Origin of the sequence: Ensifer sp. CCNWLY38, from assembly GCF_037120565.1 — a bacterium.
GTDB lineage: Bacteria > Pseudomonadota > Alphaproteobacteria > Rhizobiales > Rhizobiaceae > Ensifer > Ensifer adhaerens_H.
In genome coordinates, this window is sequence record NZ_JBBBBO010000012.1 from 125,461 (window position 1) to 146,236 (window position 20,776).

Genomic DNA, 20,776 nt, shown 5'->3' on the forward strand with positions numbered 1-20,776 from the left:
TGTCGTCCCGAAGCGGTTCTATCCCTGTTATAGGCCCGAGGACGCGAAGTGCCACCCGCTGAAATTGACCTTGTTATCGAAGATCGTCGTCTGCGAGCGGATCGGCGCATTTGGAGCGGATGGCCCAACGCCTTGCAATTTGCGGCGATGAAGCGTATATGAGCCTCAAATTCTTGATCGGTAGATGAAGAGTGGGCCCGTCAGGACCCGCTCTTTTTTATTAGCCGGTCCGATGAGGAGATGATCGTTTGTCCGATACGACAACGGCTGAAAATGCAAATGAACCGCGTCTGATCACCGAAACCGGTCTCGACCAGCGCATTGCCGACATCATCGAGCCGGTCATCGTGCCGATGGGCTATCGCCTGGTGCGCGTGCGCATGTCCGGCCAGAACGGCCTGACGTTGCAGATCATGGCCGAGCGCAACGACGGCACCATGACCGTCGAGGATTGCGAAGAGATCTCCAAGGCCATTTCGCCGGTGCTCGATGTGGAAGATCCGATCGACAAGGCGTATCATCTCGAAGTGTCGTCGGCTGGCATCGACCGCCCCATGGTGCGCAAGTCCGACTTCTTTCGCTGGCAGGGGCACCTGCTGAAATGCGAGACGTCGGTTCTGGTCGATGGCCGCAAGCGGTTCCGCGGCAAGATCGTTTCCGTCGATGATGATGGTTTCCGGCTTGAGCGCGATCAGCCCGCGTACGGCGAGGAACCTGTCGTCGTCATCCCGTTCACCACGCTTGCCGAAGCGCGGCTGATCCTGACCGACGATCTGATCCGTGATGCGCTGACGGCCGATAAGAAGGCGAAGGCCGAGCGCGCCGCGAACGAGAATTTCGAAGACGAAGATTCACCTATTGAGGAATAAGTCGGGCGGAGCGTGAAGCCCCCTGCAACCCAACGGAGATAAGACATGGCAGTCAGTGCTAACCGGCTCGAGCTTCTGCAGATCGCGGATGCCGTCGCGCGTGAAAAGGTGATCGACCGCGAGATCGTTCTGGCCGCAATGGCCGATGCGATCCAGAAGGCCGCCCGCTCGCGCTATGGGTCGGAATCGAACATCCGCGCCGACATCAACTCCAAGACCGGTGAAATCCGCCTGCAGCGTCTTCTGGAAGTGGTCGAAAAGGCTGACGACTATTCCACGCAGATCCCGCTCGAACTTGCTCGCGATCGCAATCCGGACGCCAAGCTCGGTGATTTCATCGCCGACCCGCTGCCGCCGATGGACTTCGGCCGTATCGCCGCCCAGTCCGCCAAGCAGGTCATCGTGCAGAAGGTTCGCGAAGCCGAGCGTGATCGCCAGTTCGACGAATTCAAGGATCGCGTCGGCGAGATCGTCAACGGCACGGTCAAGCGCGTCGAATATGGCAACGTCATCGTCGATCTCGGCCGCGGTGAAGGCATCATCCGCCGCGACGAGATGATCCCGCGCGAAAACATGCGTTATGGCGACCGCGTCCGCGCCTTCGTCTACGACGTGCGCCGCGAGCAGCGTGGTCCGCAGATCTTCCTGTCGCGTACCCACCCGCAGTTCATGGTGAAGCTCTTCACCATGGAAGTGCCTGAGATCTACGACGGCATCATCCAGATCAAGTCGGTTGCCCGTGACCCGGGTTCGCGCGCCAAGATCGCCGTTGTCTCGAACGACTCGTCGATCGATCCGGTCGGCGCCTGCGTCGGTATGCGCGGTTCGCGCGTTCAGGCCGTCGTCGGCGAACTGCAGGGCGAAAAGATCGACATCATTCCGTGGTCGCAGGATCCGGCATCGTTCATCGTCAACGCGCTGCAGCCGGCGGAAGTGGCCAAGGTCGTTCTCGACGAGGATGCAGAGCGCATCGAAGTGGTCGTTCCGGACGAGCAGCTGTCGCTCGCCATCGGTCGTCGCGGCCAGAACGTTCGCCTCGCCTCGCAGCTGACCGGCTGGGACATCGACATCCTCACCGAACAGGAAGAGAGCGAGCGTCGCCAGAAGGAATTCACCGAGCGCACCAACCTGTTCATGGACGCGCTCGACGTCGACGAAATGGTCGGCCAGGTTCTGGCGTCCGAAGGCTTTGCCGCCGTCGAGGAGCTGGCCTATGTCGATCTCGACGAAATCTCGTCGATCGATGGCTTCGACGAGGAGACCGCGACCGAAATCCAGACCCGTGCGCGCGAATTCCTCGACAAGCTCGAAGCGGAAATGGATGCCAAGCGCAAGGAACTCGGCGTTGCCGACGAACTGCGCTCGATCGACGGCCTGACGAGCCAGATGCTCGTTGCGCTCGGCGAAGAAGGCATCAAGACGATCGAGGACTTTGCCGGCTGTGCCGCTGACGATCTCGTCGGCTGGAGCGAACGTAAGGACGGCGAGACCAAGCGCTTCGAGGGCACCTTCTCGAAGTTCGACGTTTCGCGCGCCGAAGCCGAAACCATGATCGTTCAGGCGCGCCTTGCGGCCGGCTGGATCACGGAAGAGGACCTGGCAAGCGATGAGGTCGAAGGCGAAGAGCCGATCGACGTTGCCGAAGGCGCCGAGCAGGACGCTTAAGGACGATGACCGCCTCTGATGATGCCGACAGCCTGCCTTCGGACACGCTGCCCTTAGATGGGGGCCCGAAGGATCGGAACGGCAGCACGCGGACCTGCATTGTGACCCGCGAAAGCGGTTCGCCGGATGAGTTGATCCGCTTCGTTGCCGGGCCCGACGGTCGCGTCGTTCCGGATCTGAAGCGTCAGCTTCCGGGACGCGGCTGCTGGGTGAAGGCCGAGCGGGCGCTGGTTGAAAAGGCGGTGGCGAAGAAGTTCTTCGCCCGCGCCCTGAAGGCGGACGTCAAGGCCGACGCGACGCTCGCCGACGACGTCGACCGGCTGCTCGCCGAGCAACTGGCCGGAATGATGAACATGGCGCGCAAGGCGGCGCAGTTCATCTCCGGTGCGACGAAGACGGAGCAGGCCGTGCGCGGTCTTGCAGCGCTTGCCGTTTTCCATGCGAGCGACGCTGCGGCCGACGGCGTGCGCAAGATAGACCAGGCCCGCAAGGCGATGAGCTTCGTGGCCGATGATGAAATGGAAATACCTTCGTTCCGTCCCTTCACCGGGGCGGAAATGGAGGGCCTTTTAGGAAGTAATGCTTTTATCCATGCCGCAGCGCTTGCAGGGCAGGCGGGTGAGGGTGTAGTGAAGCGCGCAATCATGCTCGAAAAGTACCGAGGATCCGTCCCGGTCCGGGCCGAAGGCGGCGCTGGCAAGCCACAGCAATGACGCGCGTCACCGGCGACAGCCGGCATCGCGTACATTGTTTGAGACAATTTGGAAGACAGGGTCAGGTGATACGCATCCGGCCCTGATCGCTAGGAACGGAACGGAATGACCGACAACAACGACGACAAGACAGGCAGCGCAGCAGGCAAGAAGACGCTGACCCTGAAACCCCACGGGGTTTCGCAGGGGACCGTGCGTCAGGACATGGGCCGTGGCCGCACCAAGGCGGTCGTGGTCGAAACCAAGAAACGCCCCTTCCATCGCCCCAAGGACGAGCGCCCGATCACGCCGGTTGCCGCGGCTCCCGCAGCACGCCCGGTCGAACAGCGTCCGGCTCAGCCGCAGCCTTCCGGCCGCCCGGCACCGCAGCCGCAGCAGCACTCGACGCGCCAGGAAGCCAACCAGGCCAACCGTCCGCGTGTCGGTGTCGTTCTGAACCAGCTTTCCGCCGGTGAGATCGATGCACGCCGCCGTGCTCTCGCCGAAGCGCAGATCCGCGACGCCGAAGAAGCGGTCATCCGCGCTGAGAACGAAGCACGCCGCAAGCGCGAGGAAGAAGCCCGTCTCCTTCAGGAGAAGGAAGAGGCCGCACGCCGCGCCGCTGAAGAAGCGGCCCGCCCGGCTGTCGAGCCTGAAGCAAAGGCCGAAGAGGTTGTCGAAGAGCGCCCCGTGGCAGCTCGCACACCGGCTTCCACTGAGCGTCGCGTCGACAACCGCCCGCAGGCTGCACGGCCTGCTGAAGCGGCAACTGGACTTCCGACCCCGGCTCCGGCCGGCGCTCTGCGCGGCCGTAAGGTCGACAACGAAAAGGATGACGATCGCGGTCCGCGTCCCGGCGCAGGTCCGGCACGCGGCAAGGTCGTGCGTCCCGAGCCCGCCAAGGTTCCGGCCCGCCCGAAGGGCGACGACGGTCGCCGCCAGGGCAAGCTGACGCTGACGGCTGCCGTCGACGAGGATGGCGGCCAGCGCGCCCGTTCGCTGTCGGCCATGCGTCGCCGCCAGGAGAAGTTCAAGCGCAGCCAGATGCAGGAAACCCGCGAGAAGATCTCGCGCGAAGTCATCCTGCCTGAGACCATCACGATTCAGGAACTGTCGCAGCGCATGTCCGAACGCGCCGTCGACGTCATCAAGTACCTGATGAAGGAAGGCCAGATGATGAAGCCCGGCGATCTGATCGACGCCGACATGGCTGAACTCATCGCCGGCGAATTCGGCCACACGGTCAAGCGCGTCTCGGAATCCGACGTCGAAGAGGGCATCTTCAACGTGACCGATTCCGACGAGGAACTGCTGCCGCGTCCGCCGATCGTCACGATCATGGGTCACGTCGACCACGGCAAGACCTCGCTGCTCGATGCGATCCGCCACGCCAACGTGGTGGCCGGCGAAGCCGGTGGCATCACCCAGCACATCGGCGCCTATCAGGTCGAGCAGAACGGCAACAAGATCACCTTCATCGACACCCCCGGCCACGCGGCGTTCACCGCCATGCGTGCCCGTGGTGCCCAGGCGACCGACATCGCGATCCTGGTGGTTGCGGCCGACGACAGCGTGATGCCGCAGACGATCGAATCGATCAACCACGCCAAGGCGGCCGGTGTTCCGATCATCGTGGCGATCAACAAGGTCGACAAGCCGACGGCGAACCCGCAGAAGGTTCGCACCGAGCTGCTGCAGCACGAAGTCTTCGTCGAATCCATGGGCGGTGAAGTTCTCGACGTGGAAGTCTCCGCGAAGAACGGCACCAACCTCGACAAGCTGCTCGAAGCGATCCTGCTTCAGTCGGAAATCCTCGACCTCAAGGCCAACCCGAACCGGACGGCCGAAGGTACGGTGGTTGAAGCCGAGCTTGACCGTGGTCGCGGTGCGGTTGCCACCGTCCTCGTCCAGAAGGGCACGCTGCGTCCGGGCCAGATCATCGTCGCCGGTGATCAGTGGGGCCGTGTACGCGCGCTGGTCAACGACAAGGGCGAACACGTCAAGGAAGCCGGTCCGTCGATGCCGGTCGAGGTTCTCGGCCTTTCGGGTACGCCGGCCGCCGGTGACAAGTTTGCCGTCGTCGAAAACGAAAGCCGTGCTCGCGAGATCTCCGAGTACCGCCAGCGTCTCGCTCGCGAGAAGCAGGTTGCTCGCCAGTCCGGCTCGCGCGGCTCGCTCGAGCAGATGATGACCCAGCTCCAGACCTCCGGTCTCAAGGAGTTCCCGCTGGTCATCAAGGGCGACGTGCAGGGTTCGATCGAAGCGATCGCCGGTGCTCTCGACAAGCTCGGAACCGACGAAGTGCGTGCACGCATCGTGCATTCGGGTGCCGGTGGTATCACCGAATCCGACATCTCGCTCGCCGAAGCGTCGAACGCCGCGATCATCGGCTTCAACGTCCGCGCCAACTCACAGGCCCGTTCGGCCGCCGAGCGCGCCGGCATCGAAATCCGCTACTACAACATCATCTACGATCTGGTGGATGACGTGAAGGCGGCGATGTCCGGTCTGCTCTCGCCGGAGCGCCGCGAAACCTTCCTCGGCAACGCCGAGATACTGGAGGTGTTCAACATCACCAAGGTCGGCAAGGTCGCGGGTTGCCGCGTCACCGAGGGCAAGGTCGAGCGTGGCGTCGGCGTCCGCCTGGTTCGCGACAACGTCGTTATCCACGAAGGCAAGCTCAAGACCCTCAAGCGCTTCAAGGACGAAGTCTCGGAAGTCAACGTCGGTCAGGAGTGCGGTATGGCCTTCGAGAACTACGAAGACATCCGCGCCGGCGATACGATCGAGTGCTTCCGCGTCGAGCATATCACCCGGACGCTCTGATGGGGCTTTCGAAAGCCCGGCAAATCTGCACAACGGCGGCCCTGGCCGCTGTTGTGTCGTTTTGGTGGACGCCGGCCTTCGCCGAGGTTTGCGACAAGTTCTACCCGGACTGGGACGGACAGGATTTCACTGTTTTCAACGAGGCGGCCGCGTTTCTGACCAATTGGGTTGGTTTGGCGGCGCTTCTTTGTCTGGCGATCGGTTCGACGGTGTTGCGTCTGCGGGCGTTGCTTTGGGTCGGGAGCCTTCTCGGCGGCCTTCTCTTGCTGGTGGCCATAACATCCTGGGGAGAAGCCGAAGACCAAGTCTTCCAGTCCGCCATCAGTGAGGGTTGCGCTCACCCGCAATTCGAATTGATCCATCTGGTGACTGCGCTCCTGCTGACGGCAACGGGAATTTTTCTGGCGCTGCGCCAAAGAAAGCGGGCGCGGACAATCGGAGCTACCCGTGCCTGAGGCACGGAAGGTATAATACGCTAAAGAGTAAAAACGGTTTGCGCCCCGGACGGGTGCAATACCTTGGAAAGCAACGACCATGAGCAAAGCCACATCCTCTGCCCCTTCCCAGCGCATGCTGAGGGTCGGTGAACAGGTGCGTGCTGCGATCACGCAGGTTCTGCAGCGCGGCGAGGTTCGCGACCCCGTGATCGAGAAGACCGTTATCGCGATCTCGGAAGTGCGCATGTCGCCTGACCTGAAGATCGCCACGGCCTATGTCACGCCGCTCGGCGTGCCCAACCACGCCGAGGTCATCGACGCGCTGAACCGCAATGCCAAGTACATTCGCGGCCGCCTCGGCCCGCAGCTCCGGCAGATGAAATACATGCCCGACGTTCGTTTCCGCGACGATACGAGCTTCGACAACTACAAGAAGATCGATGAACTCCTGCGTTCGCCGGAAGTCAGCCGCGATCTCGACCAGACCAGCGAAGACGAAGAATAGTAGATTTCATGTCCAAACCGCGTAAGCCCAAGGGCCGCCCGATCTCGGGCTGGCTGATCCTCGACAAGCCGCTCGACTTCGGCTCTACCGAAGCCGTCTCGAAGATCAAGTGGCTGTTCAAGGCCCAGAAGGCCGGCCATGCCGGCACGCTCGACCCTCTCGCTTCCGGCATGCTGCCGATCGCGCTCGGTGATGCGACAAAGACCGTTCCTTACGTGATGGACGGTCGCAAGATCTACGAATTCACCGTTGCCTGGGGCGAGGAACGCTCGACCGACGATCTCGAAGGCGAAGTCACGCATTCCTCGACCGAACGGCCGAACGAAGAGGCGATCCGCGCGCTGCTGCCGAAATATACCGGCGTCATCAGCCAGGTGCCGCCGCAGTTCTCTGCGATCAAGATCGATGGCGAGCGCGCCTATGATCTCGCCCGCGACGGCGAAACGGTCGAGATCCCGGCCCGCGAGGTTGAGGTCCATCGCCTGACACTGCTGGGTGCCGCTCCCAATCTCGCGCATTTCGAAATCGAGTGCGGCAAGGGCACCTATGTGCGTTCGCTGGCGCGTGACATGGGCCGCGATCTCGGTTGTTTCGGCCACATCGCCTCGCTGCGCCGCACCTTTGTCGCACCGTTTGGTGAAGAGGACATGGTGCCGCTCGCCGATCTGGTGGCGCTGGAGAAAATCGAGAGCGACGAAGAACGCCTGGCGGCGCTCGACGCCTACCTGATCGAAACCGGTGAAGCGCTTTCCAACCTTCCGCATGTCGCCGTCAACGATGATCAGGCGCACCGCCTGAGAATGGGCAATCCCATCATCCTGCGTGGCCGCGATGCGCCGCTTGCGACGCCTGAAGCCTATGCGACGGCACGCGGCAAGCTGGTTGCCATCGGTGAGATCGCCGAGGGTGAGTTCCGCCCGAAGCGTGTTTTCGCCACCGGCTAAGCGCCCGGAAGCGTTTGCCTTTGCCCCATCCTTGACGCATGATCCCCGGCATGGGCTTCCAATCCATCCGAGGTGATTCCGTCCCGTGCTCCGGAGCCGATTGGCGATCGCACCGTCTCCCGCGGCGCGCGCCGAAAGCGGCTGTGTGCCCGGCGCGGAACGAAGAAGGGCGACTGAGGTGACGGGCGTGCTGGACGAAGGAAAGCGGAAGGCTGCGAACGGTCTGGCGACGGTCGTCGATCTCGTTCGTCACCGCCTGACCCGGCCGTTCAGTTTTTATCTGACGTCGTTGCTCCTCGTGGCCATCGTTCCGGCCTTCATCTTTTCGCTCGTCGTGCTGAAGCGCAGCGTCGATCAGCAGGAGCAGGTGATCACGGCGCTGCTGCAGGCCTCGACCGGGTCGGTGACGCGTATCGTCGAGCGTGACATCGAGGGCATGCTGACGACGCTGAAGGTGCTCTCGACATCGCAAGAGATCGAAGACGGCAATATGGAGGCCTTCTACCGCAGGGCCGCGACGGCGCTCGCCGAAACGGACTCCTACCTCATCGTCATCGACCGCAAGCACAACCAGCGGCTCAACACCCGCGTGCCTTTCGGTGCGCAACTCAGCAAAGCCTCGGATACGGGCTCGGTCGAGCGGGCCTTCACCAACAATGGCGCGCCGCTCGTCTCCAACGTCTTCTTCGGCCAGACCGCGGGAAAGTGGGTTTTCAACGTCTACCTGCCGGCGAAATTGGCGACCGGTGAGGAGTATCTGCTGGCGCTGACGCAAAACGCCGAGAACATGGCAAAGGCCGTCAACCGCGACACGCTTTCTCCCGGTTGGAACGCGGCACTGGTCGATGGCGCAGGCAAGGTCATCATCTCGTCGGATGCGGCCGTCAAGGCCGGCGAACCGTTCTTCCTCGACAAGGTGCCGGCGATCAGCATCGGTGTCCGCAACATCAAGGAAAACGGCACGGAATATCGCGTCGCGACCGAGTTCTCCGTCGTCACCGGATGGCGGATCATCGCCTGGGCGCCTAGCGCGGCCGTCGATGCGCCGGCCGTCTGGTCGTTCCTGTGGCTGTCGCTCGGCGGCATCCTTTTCGCGGGCATCGCGATTGCCGGCTCGCTGGCGATTGCGCGGCTGTTGTCGCAGGGCGTTAAGCTCGTGGCGCAGGATGCGCGCCGTCTCGGCGCCGGCGAACGGATCGAATCGCGGCCGCACATGATCTCGGAGGTCGAGCAGGTCTCGGCAGCGCTCGCACGGGCAGCGGCGGCGCGCGGCAAGGCCGAGAACGAGATCCGCTTCCTCATGCGCGAGGTGGCGCATCGCTCGAAGAACCAACTGACGGTGATCCAGTCGATGCTCAACCAATCGGTCTATTCGGCCGAGAGCGCGTCGGACTTCGCCGACAGCTTCCGCAAGCGCATTGCCGGACTCGCGCGCTCCACCGACCTGATGATCACCAACGCCGCGCAAGGGGTCGATTTCCGCGAGCTCGCCCAGAACCAGTTGCAGCCGTTTACACCTGACGACCCGAAGCGCGTGATCTTCTCCGGCCCGGCCCTGAGGCTCGACACGCAGATCGCCCAGACCCTCGGCATGGCCCTGCACGAGCTCGCGACCAACGCCACCAAATACGGCGCGCTTGCCAACACCACCGGAGTTGTCAAGCTGAGCTGGTCGCTGGAGGATGAAGGCATTGCCATTCGCTGGCGGGAGGAGGGCGCGGATCTCGCCGGCAAGCCTTCCGATCCGATCCGCAAGGGCTTCGGCACACTGGTGCTGGAGCGCATGCTCGGCATGGCGCTGAACGCCGCGCTGGAGCGGGTGATGCATGCCGATGGCATCGAGTGGCGGATCACCATTCCGCGCGAGGCGAAGGACGAAGATTCGTAGAGGCGGACGGGCCCCTTTAAACGGCGCGACGGTCGGCCGGAGCGTCGATCGCTACTATCGGAAATCGGCCGCGACCGACAAGCATCCAAGGCTCTCCGGAAGCCCATCGGGGCGCAGGTCCATGACCCTTTCCTTTTTCATCCAATTCGTTTATAGGCACGCCAGCAAAAGGCGCATGCCCGTTGCATTCACGGCCGCAGCTGGACGACATCCCGGCTGAAGGCGTCCCTAAATCCTCGAAATCGAAAGGATCATCCGATGTCGATTGCTGCAGAGCGTAAGGCTCAGCTCATCAAGGAATACGCAACCGTTGAAGGCGACACCGGTTCTCCGGAAGTCCAGGTTGCTATCCTGACGGAACGGATCAACAACCTGACCGAACACTTCAAGGGCCACAAGAAGGATAACCATTCCCGCCGTGGTCTTCTCGCGATGGTTTCCAGCCGTCGTTCGCTCCTCGACTATCTGAAGAAGAAAGACGAAGCGCGCTACACCAAGCTGATTGGTGCCCTCGGCATCCGTCGCTAAGCGACTTGCCCGGCGGATCGCATGCGGTCCGCCGGCCTTTTTTATTATGGAGCGCAGAGCGCTCGAGAAATGAACTCTCCACACGCGCACTAGGCGCAAAAATGGAGAGGTATCCAGCGGGCCGGATGGGCCGGATCCGCGGATCAACCGATGGCCCGTCATGGGGCAGGATTGCAGGATGCTTCGGCGCCTGCTTGCAGGACCCGCTGCGGAGCAGCCAGGTTTTGCAAAGCGGAGAGCGGCCGGTCTCGTTTGAAGCCTCCCGTTGTCTTGCCCGTGATGCGCCATACCAGGCGGTTTTCCGACCACCCGCGCTGTAACAGCCGCGGAAAGGTCTGCCGCACACGAAGGACAGAACATGTTCGATACCCACAAGGTTGAAATCGAATGGGCTGGGCGTCCGCTCAAGCTCGAAACCGGCAAGGTCGCCCGTCAGGCTGACGGCGCCGTCATCGCCACCTACGGCGAAACCGTCGTTCTCGCCACCGTCGTTTCGGCCAAGTCGCCGAAGCCGGGCCAGGACTTCTTCCCGCTGACCGTCAACTACCAGGAAAAGACCTACGCTGCCGGCAAGATCCCGGGTGGCTACTTCAAGCGCGAAGGCCGTCCGAGCGAGAACGAAACGCTCGTTTCGCGCCTGATCGACCGTCCGATCCGTCCGCTTTTCCCCGATGGCTACAAGAACGATACCCAGGTCATCGTCACGGTCATGCAGCATGACCTCGAAAACAACCCCGACGTTCTGTCGATGGTTGCCGCTTCTGCAGCGCTGACGCTGTCGGGCATCCCGTTCATGGGCCCGATCGGCGGCGCGCGCGTCGGCTACATCAACGGCCAGTACGTGCTGAACCCGCATCTCGACGAGATGGACGAATCGACGCTCGACCTCGTCGTCGCCGGCACCCAGGAAGCCGTGCTGATGGTCGAGTCGGAAGCCAAGGAACTGGCTGAAGACGTTATGCTCGGCGCCGTCGTCTTCGGCCAGAAGGGTTTCCAGCCGGTCATCGACGCGATCATCAAGCTCGCTGAAGTCGCCGCCAAGGAGCCGCGCGAATTCGAACCGGAAGATCATTCCGCGCTCGAAGCCGAAATGCTCGGCATGGCCGAAGCCGAACTGCGCGACGCCTACAAGATCACCGAAAAGGCTGCCCGCTACACTGCCGTCGATGCCGTCAAGGCGAAGGTAAAGGCACACTTCTTCCCGGAAGGTGCGGAGCCCAAGTACACCGCTGAAGTCATCGGCGCCGTCTTCAAGCACCTGCAGGCCAAGATCGTTCGCTGGAACATCCTCGACACCAAGAGCCGTATCGACGGCCGCGATCTGGAAACCGTTCGCCCGATCGTCTCGGAAGTCGGCCTTCTGCCGCGTACCCACGGTTCGGCGCTCTTCACCCGCGGTGAGACGCAGGCGATCGTCGTTGCCACGCTCGGCACCGGCGAAGACGAACAGTACGTCGACAGCCTGACCGGCATGTACAAAGAACGCTTCATGCTGCACTACAACTTCCCGCCCTTCTCGGTCGGCGAAACCGGTCGCATGGGCTCCCCGGGCCGTCGCGAAATCGGTCACGGCAAGCTCGCCTGGCGCGCTATTCGCCCGATGCTGCCGGAAGCCGAGCAGTTCCCCTACACACTGCGTGTCGTATCCGAGATCACCGAATCCAACGGCTCGTCGTCGATGGCGACGGTTTGCGGCACCTCGCTCGCTCTCATGGACGCCGGCGTTCCGCTGGCAAAGCCGGTTGCCGGCATCGCCATGGGCCTGATCAAGGAAGATGAGCGTTTCGCCGTTCTCTCCGACATCCTCGGCGACGAAGACCACCTCGGCGACATGGACTTCAAGGTTGCTGGCACCGACGCCGGCATCACCTCGCTGCAGATGGACATCAAGATCGAGGGCATCACCGAAGAGATCATGGGCATCGCGCTCAACCAGGCCAAGGGTGGCCGTCTCCACATCCTTGGCGAAATGGCCAAGGCCATTTCCGAAAGCCGTGGCCAGCTCGGCGAGTTCGCTCCGCGCATCGAAGTCATGAACATCCCGGTCGACAAGATCCGCGAAGTCATCGGCTCCGGCGGCAAGGTCATCCGCGAAATCGTTGAAAAGACCGGCGCGAAGATCAACATCGAAGACGACGGCACCGTGAAGATCGCCTCCTCGTCCGGCAAGGAAATCGAAGCGGCCCGCAAGTGGATCCACTCGATCGTCGCCGAGCCGGAAGTTGGCCAGATCTACGAAGGTACCGTTGTGAAGACCGCCGACTTCGGCGCCTTCGTCAACTTCTTCGGCGCCCGTGACGGCCTCGTCCACATCTCCCAGCTCGCTTCCGAGCGCGTTGCCAAGACGACTGACGTCGTCAAGGAAGGCGACAAGGTCTGGGTCAAGCTCATGGGCTTCGACGAGCGCGGCAAGGTTCGCCTGTCGATGAAGGTCGTCGACCAGGCCACCGGCAAGGAAGTCGCTGCCGAGAAGTCTGAGAAGAAGGGCGACGGCGAAGCCGCCGAATAAGCGAGCTTCACCCGAGTGCATTCGGGGCGCGGGGCGGAACGCTCCGCGCCCCTTTCTTGTAGGAAGATGACGGATAGACCGATGAGCCGAGATGCGTTGAAGACCCTGTTTTACCCGTTCGATAGCGGTGTGATTGATCCGCCGGGCGAAGGCGAGCGTGTTCTCTTTCTCGGCGCCGAGGCGGGCTACAGGCTGCCCAAGGGCTTCGAAGCCTCGATCGCCGCTGTTCAGCCGCTGCGGCCACTCTATCGCGCCCTGGAGGCCATGCGCGCCGATGTGACGCCTGAGATCACCGGCGAAGACTACGACGTCACGCTGGTGCTCTGTGGCAAGCATAAGGGCGAGAACGAGGACCGGATCGCCGAGGCGCTGAAGCGCACCCGCGAGGGCGGCCTGATCCTCGTTGCCGGTGGCAAGGAAGACGGCATCCAGTCGCTGAAGAAGCGGATCGCCAAGTTCGAATGGGACGGCGACCATCTGCCGAAGTATCACGGCGTCGCCTTCTGGTTCACCCGTCCCGAAGACGTCACCGACGCGGTGCACAAGCTCGCCAAGGTGCCGGTGCGCGTCGATGGCCTGTTCGAGGCTTCGCCCGGCATGTTCTCGCACGACCGCATCGATGCGGGTTCGGAACTGCTCGCCTCGCGCCTGCCCAACGATTTCCACGGCCATGCCGCCGATTTCGGCGCCGGCTGGGGCTATCTCGCCGTCAAGCTCGCTGAAGCCTCGCCGGGCCTCAAGGGCGTCGATCTCTTCGAGGCCGACCATGAGTCGCTCGAAGCTGCGCGCGTCAACATGATGGCAAACGCGCCGTCGACGCCGGCGCGCTTCCACTGGTTCGACCTGACGAGCGAAGAGCCGCGCGACAAGTACGATCTCATCGTCATGAATCCGCCCTTCCATGAGGCGCACGCCGCCGAGCCGGCGCTTGGCATTGCCATCATCAAGACGGCGCTGAAGGCGCTGAAGCAGGGCGGAAAGCTGATGCTGGTCGCCAACCGCGGCCTGCCCTACGAGCAGGTACTGGGCGAGAATTCCAAGGAATACGGCGAAACCTGCCGCAACGCCCGCTTCAAGGTGCTCTGGGCGAAGCGCTGAAGACCAACAAGGATTAAGCAAGGAGCCGGGCCAATCGCCCGGCTTTTTGCGTTCCGGGCCTACAGCGCCGCGCGTCTTATCAGACGCGCAAAGGTCGCTGTAGCACTTTGATTTTCTGCATGTCTTCGTCCTTAAAACGAGGTCGATTTAAGGAGACATGCAGTAGCGCTCCGGCCAACGGACAGCGACAGTTTGCCTGTTGCCATCGCCCCTGTTCGGGCTCACCATGACGCCGTCGGTATTTCTCGTCGGAGGATGAGTGCCATGACGTGGGGAGTGAACAGGCCGCCTTTGACCGAGGATGCGGCCGAGGCTGTCGCCAAGGACATCAAGCAAGCCGAGGGACATGGAGCGACCTCCGAGGTACCCATGTCGTTCCTGAAGAGCCTTTATCACCTGCCGCTGGAGCCGGGGCGGCGCACGCACACGGGGTTCATCGTGCTGGCGATCGTCGTCGCCGTGCTCGCACTGTTTCTATTTCCCTGAGCGGCTCATGAACGACAAAGCCCGCGGATCGAGGCCGATCCGCGGGCTTTGTTCCGTTTTCCGGTAAGTTGAGAGTATTACTCGACGTCGGCCGTCCGCAACGTGTCGAGCGCCGGCATTGAGGTGATGTTGTAGCCGGAATCGACGTAGTGGATCTCGCCGGTGACTCCGCGCGACAGGTCCGAAAGCAGGTAGAGCGCGGAATTTCCGACGTCGTCGATGGTGACCGTGCGGCGAAGCGGCGAATTCTTCTGCTGCCAGGAGAGCATCGCCCGGGCGTCGGAAATACCGGCGCCGGCAAGGGTGCGGATCGGGCCGGCCGAGATCGCGTTGACGCGAATGCCGCGCGCGCCGTAATCGGCGGCGAGGTAACGCACAGAAGCCTCAAGCGCCGCCTTGGCAACGCCCATGACGTTGTAGTTCGGCATGACGCGCATCGAGCCGCCATAGGTCAGCGTCAGCATCGAGCCGCCATCATTCATCAGCTCGGCAGCACGCCTGGCGATTTCGGTGAAGGAGAAGCAGGAGATCACCATCGTGCGGCTGAAATTGTCGCGCGAGGTGTCGGCATAGAGGCCCTTCAGCTCGTTCTTGTCGGAGAAGCCGATGGCATGCACGATGAAATCGAATTTGCCCCAGCGTTCCTTGATCGCAGCGATGACGGCATCGACGGACGCAATGTCTTCGACATCGCAAGGCAGCAGGAAGTCCGAGCCGAGCTCGGCGGCGAGCGGCTTGACGCGCTTGCCCAGCGCCTCGCCCTGGTAGGTGAAGGCGAGTTCCGCCCCTTGCGCCGCAAGCGCCTTGGAAATGCCCCAGGCAATGGAATGGCTGTTGGCCACACCCATGATGAGGCCACGCTTTCCGGTCATCAGTCCCGTCATGGTGTTATCCGTTGTAGCGCTGGAAGACGAGCGTTGCATTGGTGCCGCCGAAGCCGAAGGAGTTCGACAGAACCGTATCGATCTTGGCGTTGTCGATGCGTTTGCGAACGATCGGGACGCCGTCGAATTCCGGGTCGAGTTCGGTGATATGCGCGCTTTCGCCGATGAAGCCGGCCTGCATCATCAGGAGGCCGTAGATCGATTCCTGCACGCCGGCAGCGCCAAGCGAGTGGCCGGTCAGCGACTTGGTCGACTGGATGTGCGGCATCTTGCTGCCGAACACTTCGCGGATCGCGCCGATTTCCTTGCTGTCGCCAACAGGCGTCGAGGTGCCGTGGGTGTTGATGTAGTCGACGTCGCCCTTCACTGTCGAAAGCGCCTGGCGCATGCAGCGGATCGCCCCTTCGCCCGACGGGGCCACCATATCGTAGCCGTCGGAGGTCGCGCCGTAGCCGACGATTTCGGCGTAGATCTTCGCACCGCGGGCCTTGGCGTGTTCCAGTTCTTCGAGGACGAGGACGCCGGCGCCGCCGGCAATGACGAAGCCGTCGCGGTTGACGTCATAGGCACGGGACGCGGTCGCCGGCGTCTCGTTGTATTTCGAGGACATGGCGCCCATGGCGTCGAAGAGGTTGGACATGGTCCAGTCGAGATCCTCATGGCCGCCGGCAAACATCACGTCCTGCTTGCCCCACTGGATCATCTCGGCGGCATTGCCGATGCAGTGCGCCGAGGTCGAGCAGGCCGAGGAGATCGAGTAGTTGACGCCGTGGATCTGGAACCAGGTGGCGAGCGTCGCGGACGCCGTGGACGACATCGCCTTCGGAACCGCGAACGGGCCGATGCGCTTTGGGCTCACATTCTTGCGGGTGACGTCGGCGGCTTCGACGATCGTGCGGGTGGACGGACCGCCCGAGCCCATGATGATGCCGGTGCGCTCGTTGCGGGCAACGACGGCTTCTTCGAGACCGGAATCGGCGATCGCCTGTTTCATCGCCACGTGGTTCCAGGCGCCGCCCTGCGACAGGAAGCGCATGGCGCGGCGGTCGACGAGTTCGGTCGGATCGAGCGACGGGGCGCCCCAGACCTGGCACTTGAAGCCGTTTTCCGCGAAATCGGGAGAAAACGTGATGCCCGACTTTGCGTCGCGCAGCGACGCCGTGACTTCGTCCGCGTTGTTTCCGATCGAGGAAACGATGCCGAGGCCCGTGACAACAACCCGTCTCATGATACTGACCTTTTCTTTATTTCGTTCGGTGCAGGCTAGCCTGGACTACTCGGCCTTATCCTTGGACAGACCGACGCGCAGGTCGGTTGCCTGATAGATAGTCTCGCCATCGGCCTTCAGCCAGCCGTCGGCGGTGCCAAGCACGAGCCGGCCGCGCATGACGCGCTTGAAGTCGATGCCGTATTCGAGAAGCTTGGTGTGGGGACGAACCATGCCCTTGAACTTCACTTCGCCGGTGGAAAGCGCCATGCCGCGGCCGGGCTCGCCGAGCCAGCCGAGGTAGAAGCCGGTCAATTGCCACATGCCGTCGAGGCCGAGGCAGCCCGGCATGATCGGATTGCCCTGGAAGTGGCAGGGGAAGTACCAGTCGTCGGGACGCACGTCGTACTCGGCGCGAAGGTAACCCTTGTCAAAGGCGCCGCCCGTTTCGGAAATCTCGGTGATGCGATGAACCATCAGCATCGGCGGCAGCGGCAGCTGCGCGTTGCCAGGGCCAAACAACTCGCCACGGCCGCAGGCCAGGATTTCCTCGTAGCTGAAGCTGGATTGTCTGGTGGTCATGAATGGATGCTTCCCCGAATGACTTAACGTGTTGTCCGATCTGCTTTAGAGCAAGTTCGGCTTGAAATGAAGCGTGGCGAACCCGACCTTCTTGTTTCCGGCCAGGTTACCGCCGCCTCAGATGGCATTTTCGTTCCGCCGTCGCTTACAGGATCAATGTGGGCGCGACCAGAGTTAATTGCCAGCCTTCCCCGAGTTTGACCGGTTTTTCGGGCTTTGCAACGCATGTTTGACCGAGAATCTATTGAAAGCGCGGGGCGCAAAAGTTATATCGCAACGGAAGTATTGTGAATTTCGCCGGGATACATGGAACGACCCTTGATGACGAAAGCAACAGAAGTGAGTTCGGAAGAAAGGCTGCGCCACTCAGGCCTGCGTCCGACCCGTCAGCGCGTTGCCCTCGCCGATCTGATCTTTGCCAAGGGTGACCGTCACCTGACCGTCGAGGAACTGCACGAGGAGGCTGTCATGGCCGGGGTGCCTGTTTCGCTCGCAACCGTCTACAATACGTTGCACCAGTTCACCGAGGCCGGCATGATCCGCGTGCTGGCGGTGGAAAGCGCCAAGACCTATTTCGACACCAACGTGTCGGATCACCATCATTTCTTCGTCGAGGGCCAGAACGAGGTTCTCGATATCCCCGTCAGCAACATTCAGATCGACAATCTCCCGGAACCGCCCGAGGGCATGGAGATTGCGCATGTCGACGTGGTGATCCGTCTGCGCCGCAGGAACGGCCGCTGATCTCAGGAAAAGCGCGAAACGGGAGGTCCGCTCGCAATCGCGTGTCTTCAAGCGAGCTGGCAAGGCGATCCTCAAAATAAATTGATCGTGCGGCGTTTGCGCCGATCAGGCGCATGAACCTTTCACATCACATCATCGGGATCTCTGCCCGGCTGCGCCTTGCCCGTCGGCAGCGTCCAGCCGAACTTGAGCGCGCCGCCGCGCACGGCGAAGGCGGAAATTACTCCGAGCGTCGATGCCGCCGCAAGCGGCAGGCCAGCGATGGTTGCAAGCACGAAGGCGCCAGCGCCGATCAGCGCGGCGGTGACATAGACTTCCGGCCGCAGCAGCACCGAAGGTTCCCCGGCGAGCAGATCGCGCAGGATGCCGCCGAAGGTGGCTGTCAGCATGCCGGTGACGAGCGCGACGCCCGCTGAGCCCGTGGCTGCAAATCCCTTCGCTGCACCCATGACGCAATAGGCCGAAAGGCCGATCGCATCGAGCCAGACGAGGACCCGGTAGCGCGAGCCGAAGAGATGCGCGGTGAAGAACACGACGACCGCCACCGCGGCGCAGACCAGCAGATAGGTCGGGTTGGTGACCCAGAAGACCGGTGTCGCGCCCAAAACGACGTCGCGCATCGTGCCGCCGCCGATCCCGGTCACCGAGGCGAGGAAGAGATAGCCGATGATGTCGAGCTGCTTGCGTGAGGCCGACAGCGCTCCGGTCGCTGCGAAGACGGCCACACCGGCGTAGTCAAGGATTTCGAGGATCGGCATGGGCGCTCCGGGCAAGATTCGGCGGTTCGCTTTGAAGCTGGGCTATCTCGGGCCCCGCCGTCAACTCTCAGGGTGCCGGCAGGATCGAGGGTGTCCGGCCGGCGAGGTGATAGGCGAGGAGGCCGATCCATTCGCGCACCGCCGTCGTCGTCAGTTGTGCGTTGAGCGACGGCTGGGTGAAGTCGAAGCTAAGGCCAAGCTTGCCGCTGGTGCGGTAATCCGTCGGCCAGGGAATGACCGGGATGTCGAGCGCGCGGAAGAGCCCGACCGAACGGGGCATGTGGAAGGCAGACGTGACGAGTGCGCAATTCGATAGCCCATTCGCGCCCAGCAATTCCTTGGTGTTGCGGGCGTTCTCGAAAGTCGTGCGCGATTGTTCTTCGCGAATCAGCCATTCGCCGCCGACGCCGAACGCGGCGAGGAAGCCCTGCGAGGCCTCGGCGTCGCCGGCATAAGTACCGCTGAAGGAGCCATCACCGCCGGAAACCAGGATACGCGCCTCGGGGTAGCGTTTTGCGAGCGCCACCGTCTCGATGAAACGGTCCGCCGCCTGGTTGAATTCCATGCCGCCGCGGCCTGCCATCACCTCGTTCTCGAAGGCGCCGCCGAGCACGATGATGCAGGAGAGCGTTGCAGGCGGTGGCGAGGGGCGCACAAAGCGGTCTTCGAGTGCCTGGAGGGCGTAGGCGCCGGCGGTGGTGAACAGGCTGACGAAGAGCACCAGCGCGCCAAGCCCGCCAAGGAAGCCGCCGGTGCGGCGCAGGCCCGCCGCCGTCGCCAGCAGCCCGGCAAGGGCGGCGAAGAAGGAGAACGACAGCGGCTGGGCGACCAGCCAGAAGATTTTCGAGATCAGGAACATGGCATCAGCTTCTGCGTTTCGATGCTTAACAAATTGTAAACGCGCGCGAGTTGGGCGGGCTGCACCGATGCGTGACTGTGCGGCTTGGCCGCCTTGTTCGCCTTCGCGCAAGGTCGCGCGCGTAGCCTGTTCATCCGAACGTTGCATGGGTGGGTCCGGCCACCACTTTCATTTGAAGCCGAAAGGAGTATCATCCGGGAGATGACCACGATATCGGGCTTCAGATCCCAGCTGTTTCGTGCCGCCAATGAGGTTCATGAACTCACCCCGGTGCAGGCACAACGGTTGCTCGAAGGCGCAGTGGCGCTGATCCGCTGCATGCGCGAACAGACCGGCATGGAACCCAACACCGATGCACCCGATGTCACCAATGTCCTGCTGAACATCGCCGCCTCCGTGCCCACTCGCTCGGAGCGCGAAATCCGCAACGCCCTGCTCGAGTCGGCCGAAATCATCCGGCTGCTGACGATGATCCTGGATTCGCTGGACGAGTTGGAAAGCAGTGAGGGACCTTGAAGGTCCATCGGTCATCAATCGAAGAAGAAGTTTGGTGGAGCTAAGCGGGATCGAACCGCTGACCTCTTGCATGCCATGCAAGCGCTCTCCCAGCTGAGCTATAGCCCCATATCGGGTTCCGGCTAGGCCGGTCCGGGAAATTCGTCGGGCTGTTGTGCTCGGCGAGTGGCGGCTTATTACTTCCCCTTTTTGAGGATGGCAAGCCGAAAAATGCGTGGCCTGTGGATTTATTTCCAGTCCGGGCCAATTTTCTCCCGTCCGGGCCAAAAAGGCCGAGGACGGGAGCATTCCGATGTTATTTGAAGCGCTTAGACGTCTTCTTCGTCGTCGGAGACGCCGATGAGGCCGCTCATGTCGTCGTCGTCTTCGTCTTCGTCGGCTTCGAGGAAGGTGTCGTCGTCGTCACCGTCGATCTCGACATCGTCGTCGCCGAGATCCGGCAGGTCGTCGCCGCCCGCTGCCTCATCATCGGCATCCTCGAGCGAAACGAGTTCGACTTCGGTGTTCTCTGCATCGACTTCCGTGACGTCTTCTTCTTCTTCCTTTTCGAGCACCTTGGCGACCGAAGTTTCTTCGAAGAAGTTCAGCGGATAGGACTTGCCGGTGTAAGGCGAAACGATCGGATCACGGTTCAGATCGTAGAATTTGCGCCCGGTTTCCGGGTCGATGCGCTTTGTTCCAAGTTCCGGTTTTGCCACTGTCAAAGCCTCTTGAATGGCCGGCCGAGCCGGCTCTTGCCGAAAACCGGCGGGTGGAAAGGGTATCAAGCTTATGATGAT

At 62.5% G+C, this 20,776-nt stretch carries 20 protein-coding genes and 1 tRNA gene; 14 read left to right on the forward strand and 7 right to left on the reverse strand.

Features of this window, described 5'->3' with window-relative positions; genetic code table 11:
* Window positions 1–248: 248 nt before the first annotated feature.
* The 12 genes from rimP (at window position 249) to V7S54_RS24335 (ending at window position 14,447) form a co-directional block, all read left to right on the forward strand.
* The gene (gene rimP / locus V7S54_RS24280) at window positions 249–869 is read left to right on the forward strand and encodes a ribosome maturation factor RimP (RefSeq protein WP_057247815.1); all 621 of its coding nucleotides are present in this window, start codon (window positions 249–251) and stop codon (window positions 867–869) included.
* A gap of 45 nt (window positions 870–914) precedes the next feature.
* A complete protein-coding gene (gene nusA / locus V7S54_RS24285; protein WP_065372060.1) occupies window positions 915–2,534 on the forward strand; it encodes a transcription termination factor NusA in 1,620 nt (539 codons plus the stop codon).
* Between the two features lie 5 nt (window positions 2,535–2,539).
* Window positions 2,540–3,247 (forward strand): RNA-binding protein, encoded by a 708-nt coding sequence (locus V7S54_RS24290; RefSeq protein WP_065372061.1) that lies wholly within the window; start codon window positions 2,540–2,542, stop codon window positions 3,245–3,247.
* A gap of 105 nt (window positions 3,248–3,352) precedes the next feature.
* On the forward strand, window positions 3,353–6,052 hold the full coding sequence (infB, locus tag V7S54_RS24295) for a translation initiation factor IF-2 (protein ID WP_065372062.1): 2,700 nt from the start codon (window positions 3,353–3,355) through the stop codon (window positions 6,050–6,052).
* A complete protein-coding gene (locus V7S54_RS24300; RefSeq protein WP_065372063.1) occupies window positions 6,052–6,507 on the forward strand; it encodes a hypothetical protein in 456 nt (151 codons plus the stop codon). The genes infB and V7S54_RS24300 overlap by 1 nt, the downstream gene beginning before the upstream one ends.
* Before the next feature lie 79 nt (window positions 6,508–6,586).
* Window positions 6,587–6,994, forward strand: coding sequence for a 30S ribosome-binding factor RbfA (rbfA, locus tag V7S54_RS24305; protein WP_029742366.1), 408 nt, complete (start codon window positions 6,587–6,589; stop codon window positions 6,992–6,994).
* Window positions 6,995–7,002: 8 nt separating this feature from the next.
* Window positions 7,003–7,938 (forward strand): tRNA pseudouridine(55) synthase TruB, encoded by a 936-nt coding sequence (gene truB / locus V7S54_RS24310; protein ID WP_057247820.1) that lies wholly within the window; start codon window positions 7,003–7,005, stop codon window positions 7,936–7,938.
* Between the two features lie 178 nt (window positions 7,939–8,116).
* Window positions 8,117–9,826 (forward strand): sensor histidine kinase, encoded by a 1,710-nt coding sequence (locus V7S54_RS24315; RefSeq protein WP_065372064.1) that lies wholly within the window; start codon window positions 8,117–8,119, stop codon window positions 9,824–9,826.
* Window positions 9,827–10,084: 258 nt separating this feature from the next.
* Window positions 10,085–10,354 (forward strand): 30S ribosomal protein S15, encoded by a 270-nt coding sequence (gene rpsO / locus V7S54_RS24320; RefSeq protein WP_025425494.1) that lies wholly within the window; start codon window positions 10,085–10,087, stop codon window positions 10,352–10,354.
* Window positions 10,355–10,712: 358 nt separating this feature from the next.
* Complete coding sequence (pnp, locus tag V7S54_RS24325) at window positions 10,713–12,863, forward strand: polyribonucleotide nucleotidyltransferase (protein WP_065372065.1); 2,151 nt, start codon at window positions 10,713–10,715, stop codon at window positions 12,861–12,863.
* Between the two features lie 81 nt (window positions 12,864–12,944).
* Window positions 12,945–13,961 carry a class I SAM-dependent methyltransferase gene (locus tag V7S54_RS24330; RefSeq protein WP_065372066.1) on the forward strand — a complete coding sequence of 339 codons (1,017 nt, stop codon included), beginning with the start codon at window positions 12,945–12,947 and terminating at the stop codon, window positions 13,959–13,961.
* Window positions 13,962–14,225: 264 nt separating this feature from the next.
* Window positions 14,226–14,447: a hypothetical protein gene (locus V7S54_RS24335; RefSeq protein ID WP_065372067.1), complete on the forward strand. Its 222-nt coding sequence runs from the start codon at window positions 14,226–14,228 to the stop codon at window positions 14,445–14,447.
* A 77-nt stretch (window positions 14,448–14,524) separates the two neighbouring features.
* Here V7S54_RS24335 and fabI read toward each other — a convergent pair whose 3' ends face one another.
* Genes fabI through fabA form a run of 3 tightly spaced genes read right to left on the reverse strand, consistent with a single transcriptional unit; the run spans window position 14,525 to window position 17,120 of the window.
* Complete coding sequence (gene fabI / locus V7S54_RS24340; RefSeq protein WP_065372068.1) at window positions 14,525–15,331, reverse strand: enoyl-ACP reductase FabI; 807 nt, start codon at window positions 15,329–15,331, stop codon at window positions 14,525–14,527.
* 4 nt (window positions 15,332–15,335) lie between these two features.
* Complete coding sequence (gene fabB / locus V7S54_RS24345; protein ID WP_065372069.1) at window positions 15,336–16,559, reverse strand: beta-ketoacyl-ACP synthase I; 1,224 nt, start codon at window positions 16,557–16,559, stop codon at window positions 15,336–15,338.
* A gap of 45 nt (window positions 16,560–16,604) precedes the next feature.
* The gene (gene fabA, locus V7S54_RS24350) at window positions 16,605–17,120 is read right to left on the reverse strand and encodes a 3-hydroxyacyl-[acyl-carrier-protein] dehydratase FabA (RefSeq protein ID WP_029742379.1); all 516 of its coding nucleotides are present in this window, start codon (window positions 17,118–17,120) and stop codon (window positions 16,605–16,607) included.
* A gap of 321 nt (window positions 17,121–17,441) precedes the next feature.
* Here fabA and irrA point away from each other — a divergent pair, with 321 nt between their 5' ends.
* Complete coding sequence (irrA, locus tag V7S54_RS24355; protein WP_065372070.1) at window positions 17,442–17,864, forward strand: iron response transcriptional regulator IrrA; 423 nt, start codon at window positions 17,442–17,444, stop codon at window positions 17,862–17,864.
* 122 nt (window positions 17,865–17,986) lie between these two features.
* On the opposite strand, the gene V7S54_RS24360 is transcribed toward irrA, so the two are convergent.
* Window positions 17,987–18,622 carry a trimeric intracellular cation channel family protein gene (locus V7S54_RS24360; RefSeq protein ID WP_065372071.1) on the reverse strand — a complete coding sequence of 212 codons (636 nt, stop codon included), beginning with the start codon at window positions 18,620–18,622 and terminating at the stop codon, window positions 17,987–17,989.
* Window positions 18,623–18,689: 67 nt separating this feature from the next.
* Window positions 18,690–19,481: a YdcF family protein gene (locus V7S54_RS24365; RefSeq protein ID WP_065372072.1), complete on the reverse strand. Its 792-nt coding sequence runs from the start codon at window positions 19,479–19,481 to the stop codon at window positions 18,690–18,692.
* An 84-nt stretch (window positions 19,482–19,565) separates the two neighbouring features.
* Between V7S54_RS24365 and V7S54_RS24370 the strand changes: the two genes are divergently transcribed.
* Window positions 19,566–19,997 carry a hypothetical protein gene (locus V7S54_RS24370; protein WP_141679253.1) on the forward strand — a complete coding sequence of 144 codons (432 nt, stop codon included), beginning with the start codon at window positions 19,566–19,568 and terminating at the stop codon, window positions 19,995–19,997.
* Between the two features lie 32 nt (window positions 19,998–20,029).
* Here V7S54_RS24370 and V7S54_RS24375 read toward each other — a convergent pair.
* Together V7S54_RS24375 and V7S54_RS24380 are read right to left on the reverse strand one after the other, a co-directional pair.
* Window positions 20,030–20,105, reverse strand: a tRNA-Ala gene (locus V7S54_RS24375).
* Between the two features lie 200 nt (window positions 20,106–20,305).
* Window positions 20,306–20,695 (reverse strand): TIGR02300 family protein, encoded by a 390-nt coding sequence (locus V7S54_RS24380; RefSeq protein ID WP_057247831.1) that lies wholly within the window; start codon window positions 20,693–20,695, stop codon window positions 20,306–20,308.
* Between the last annotated feature and the right edge of the window lie 81 nt (window positions 20,696–20,776).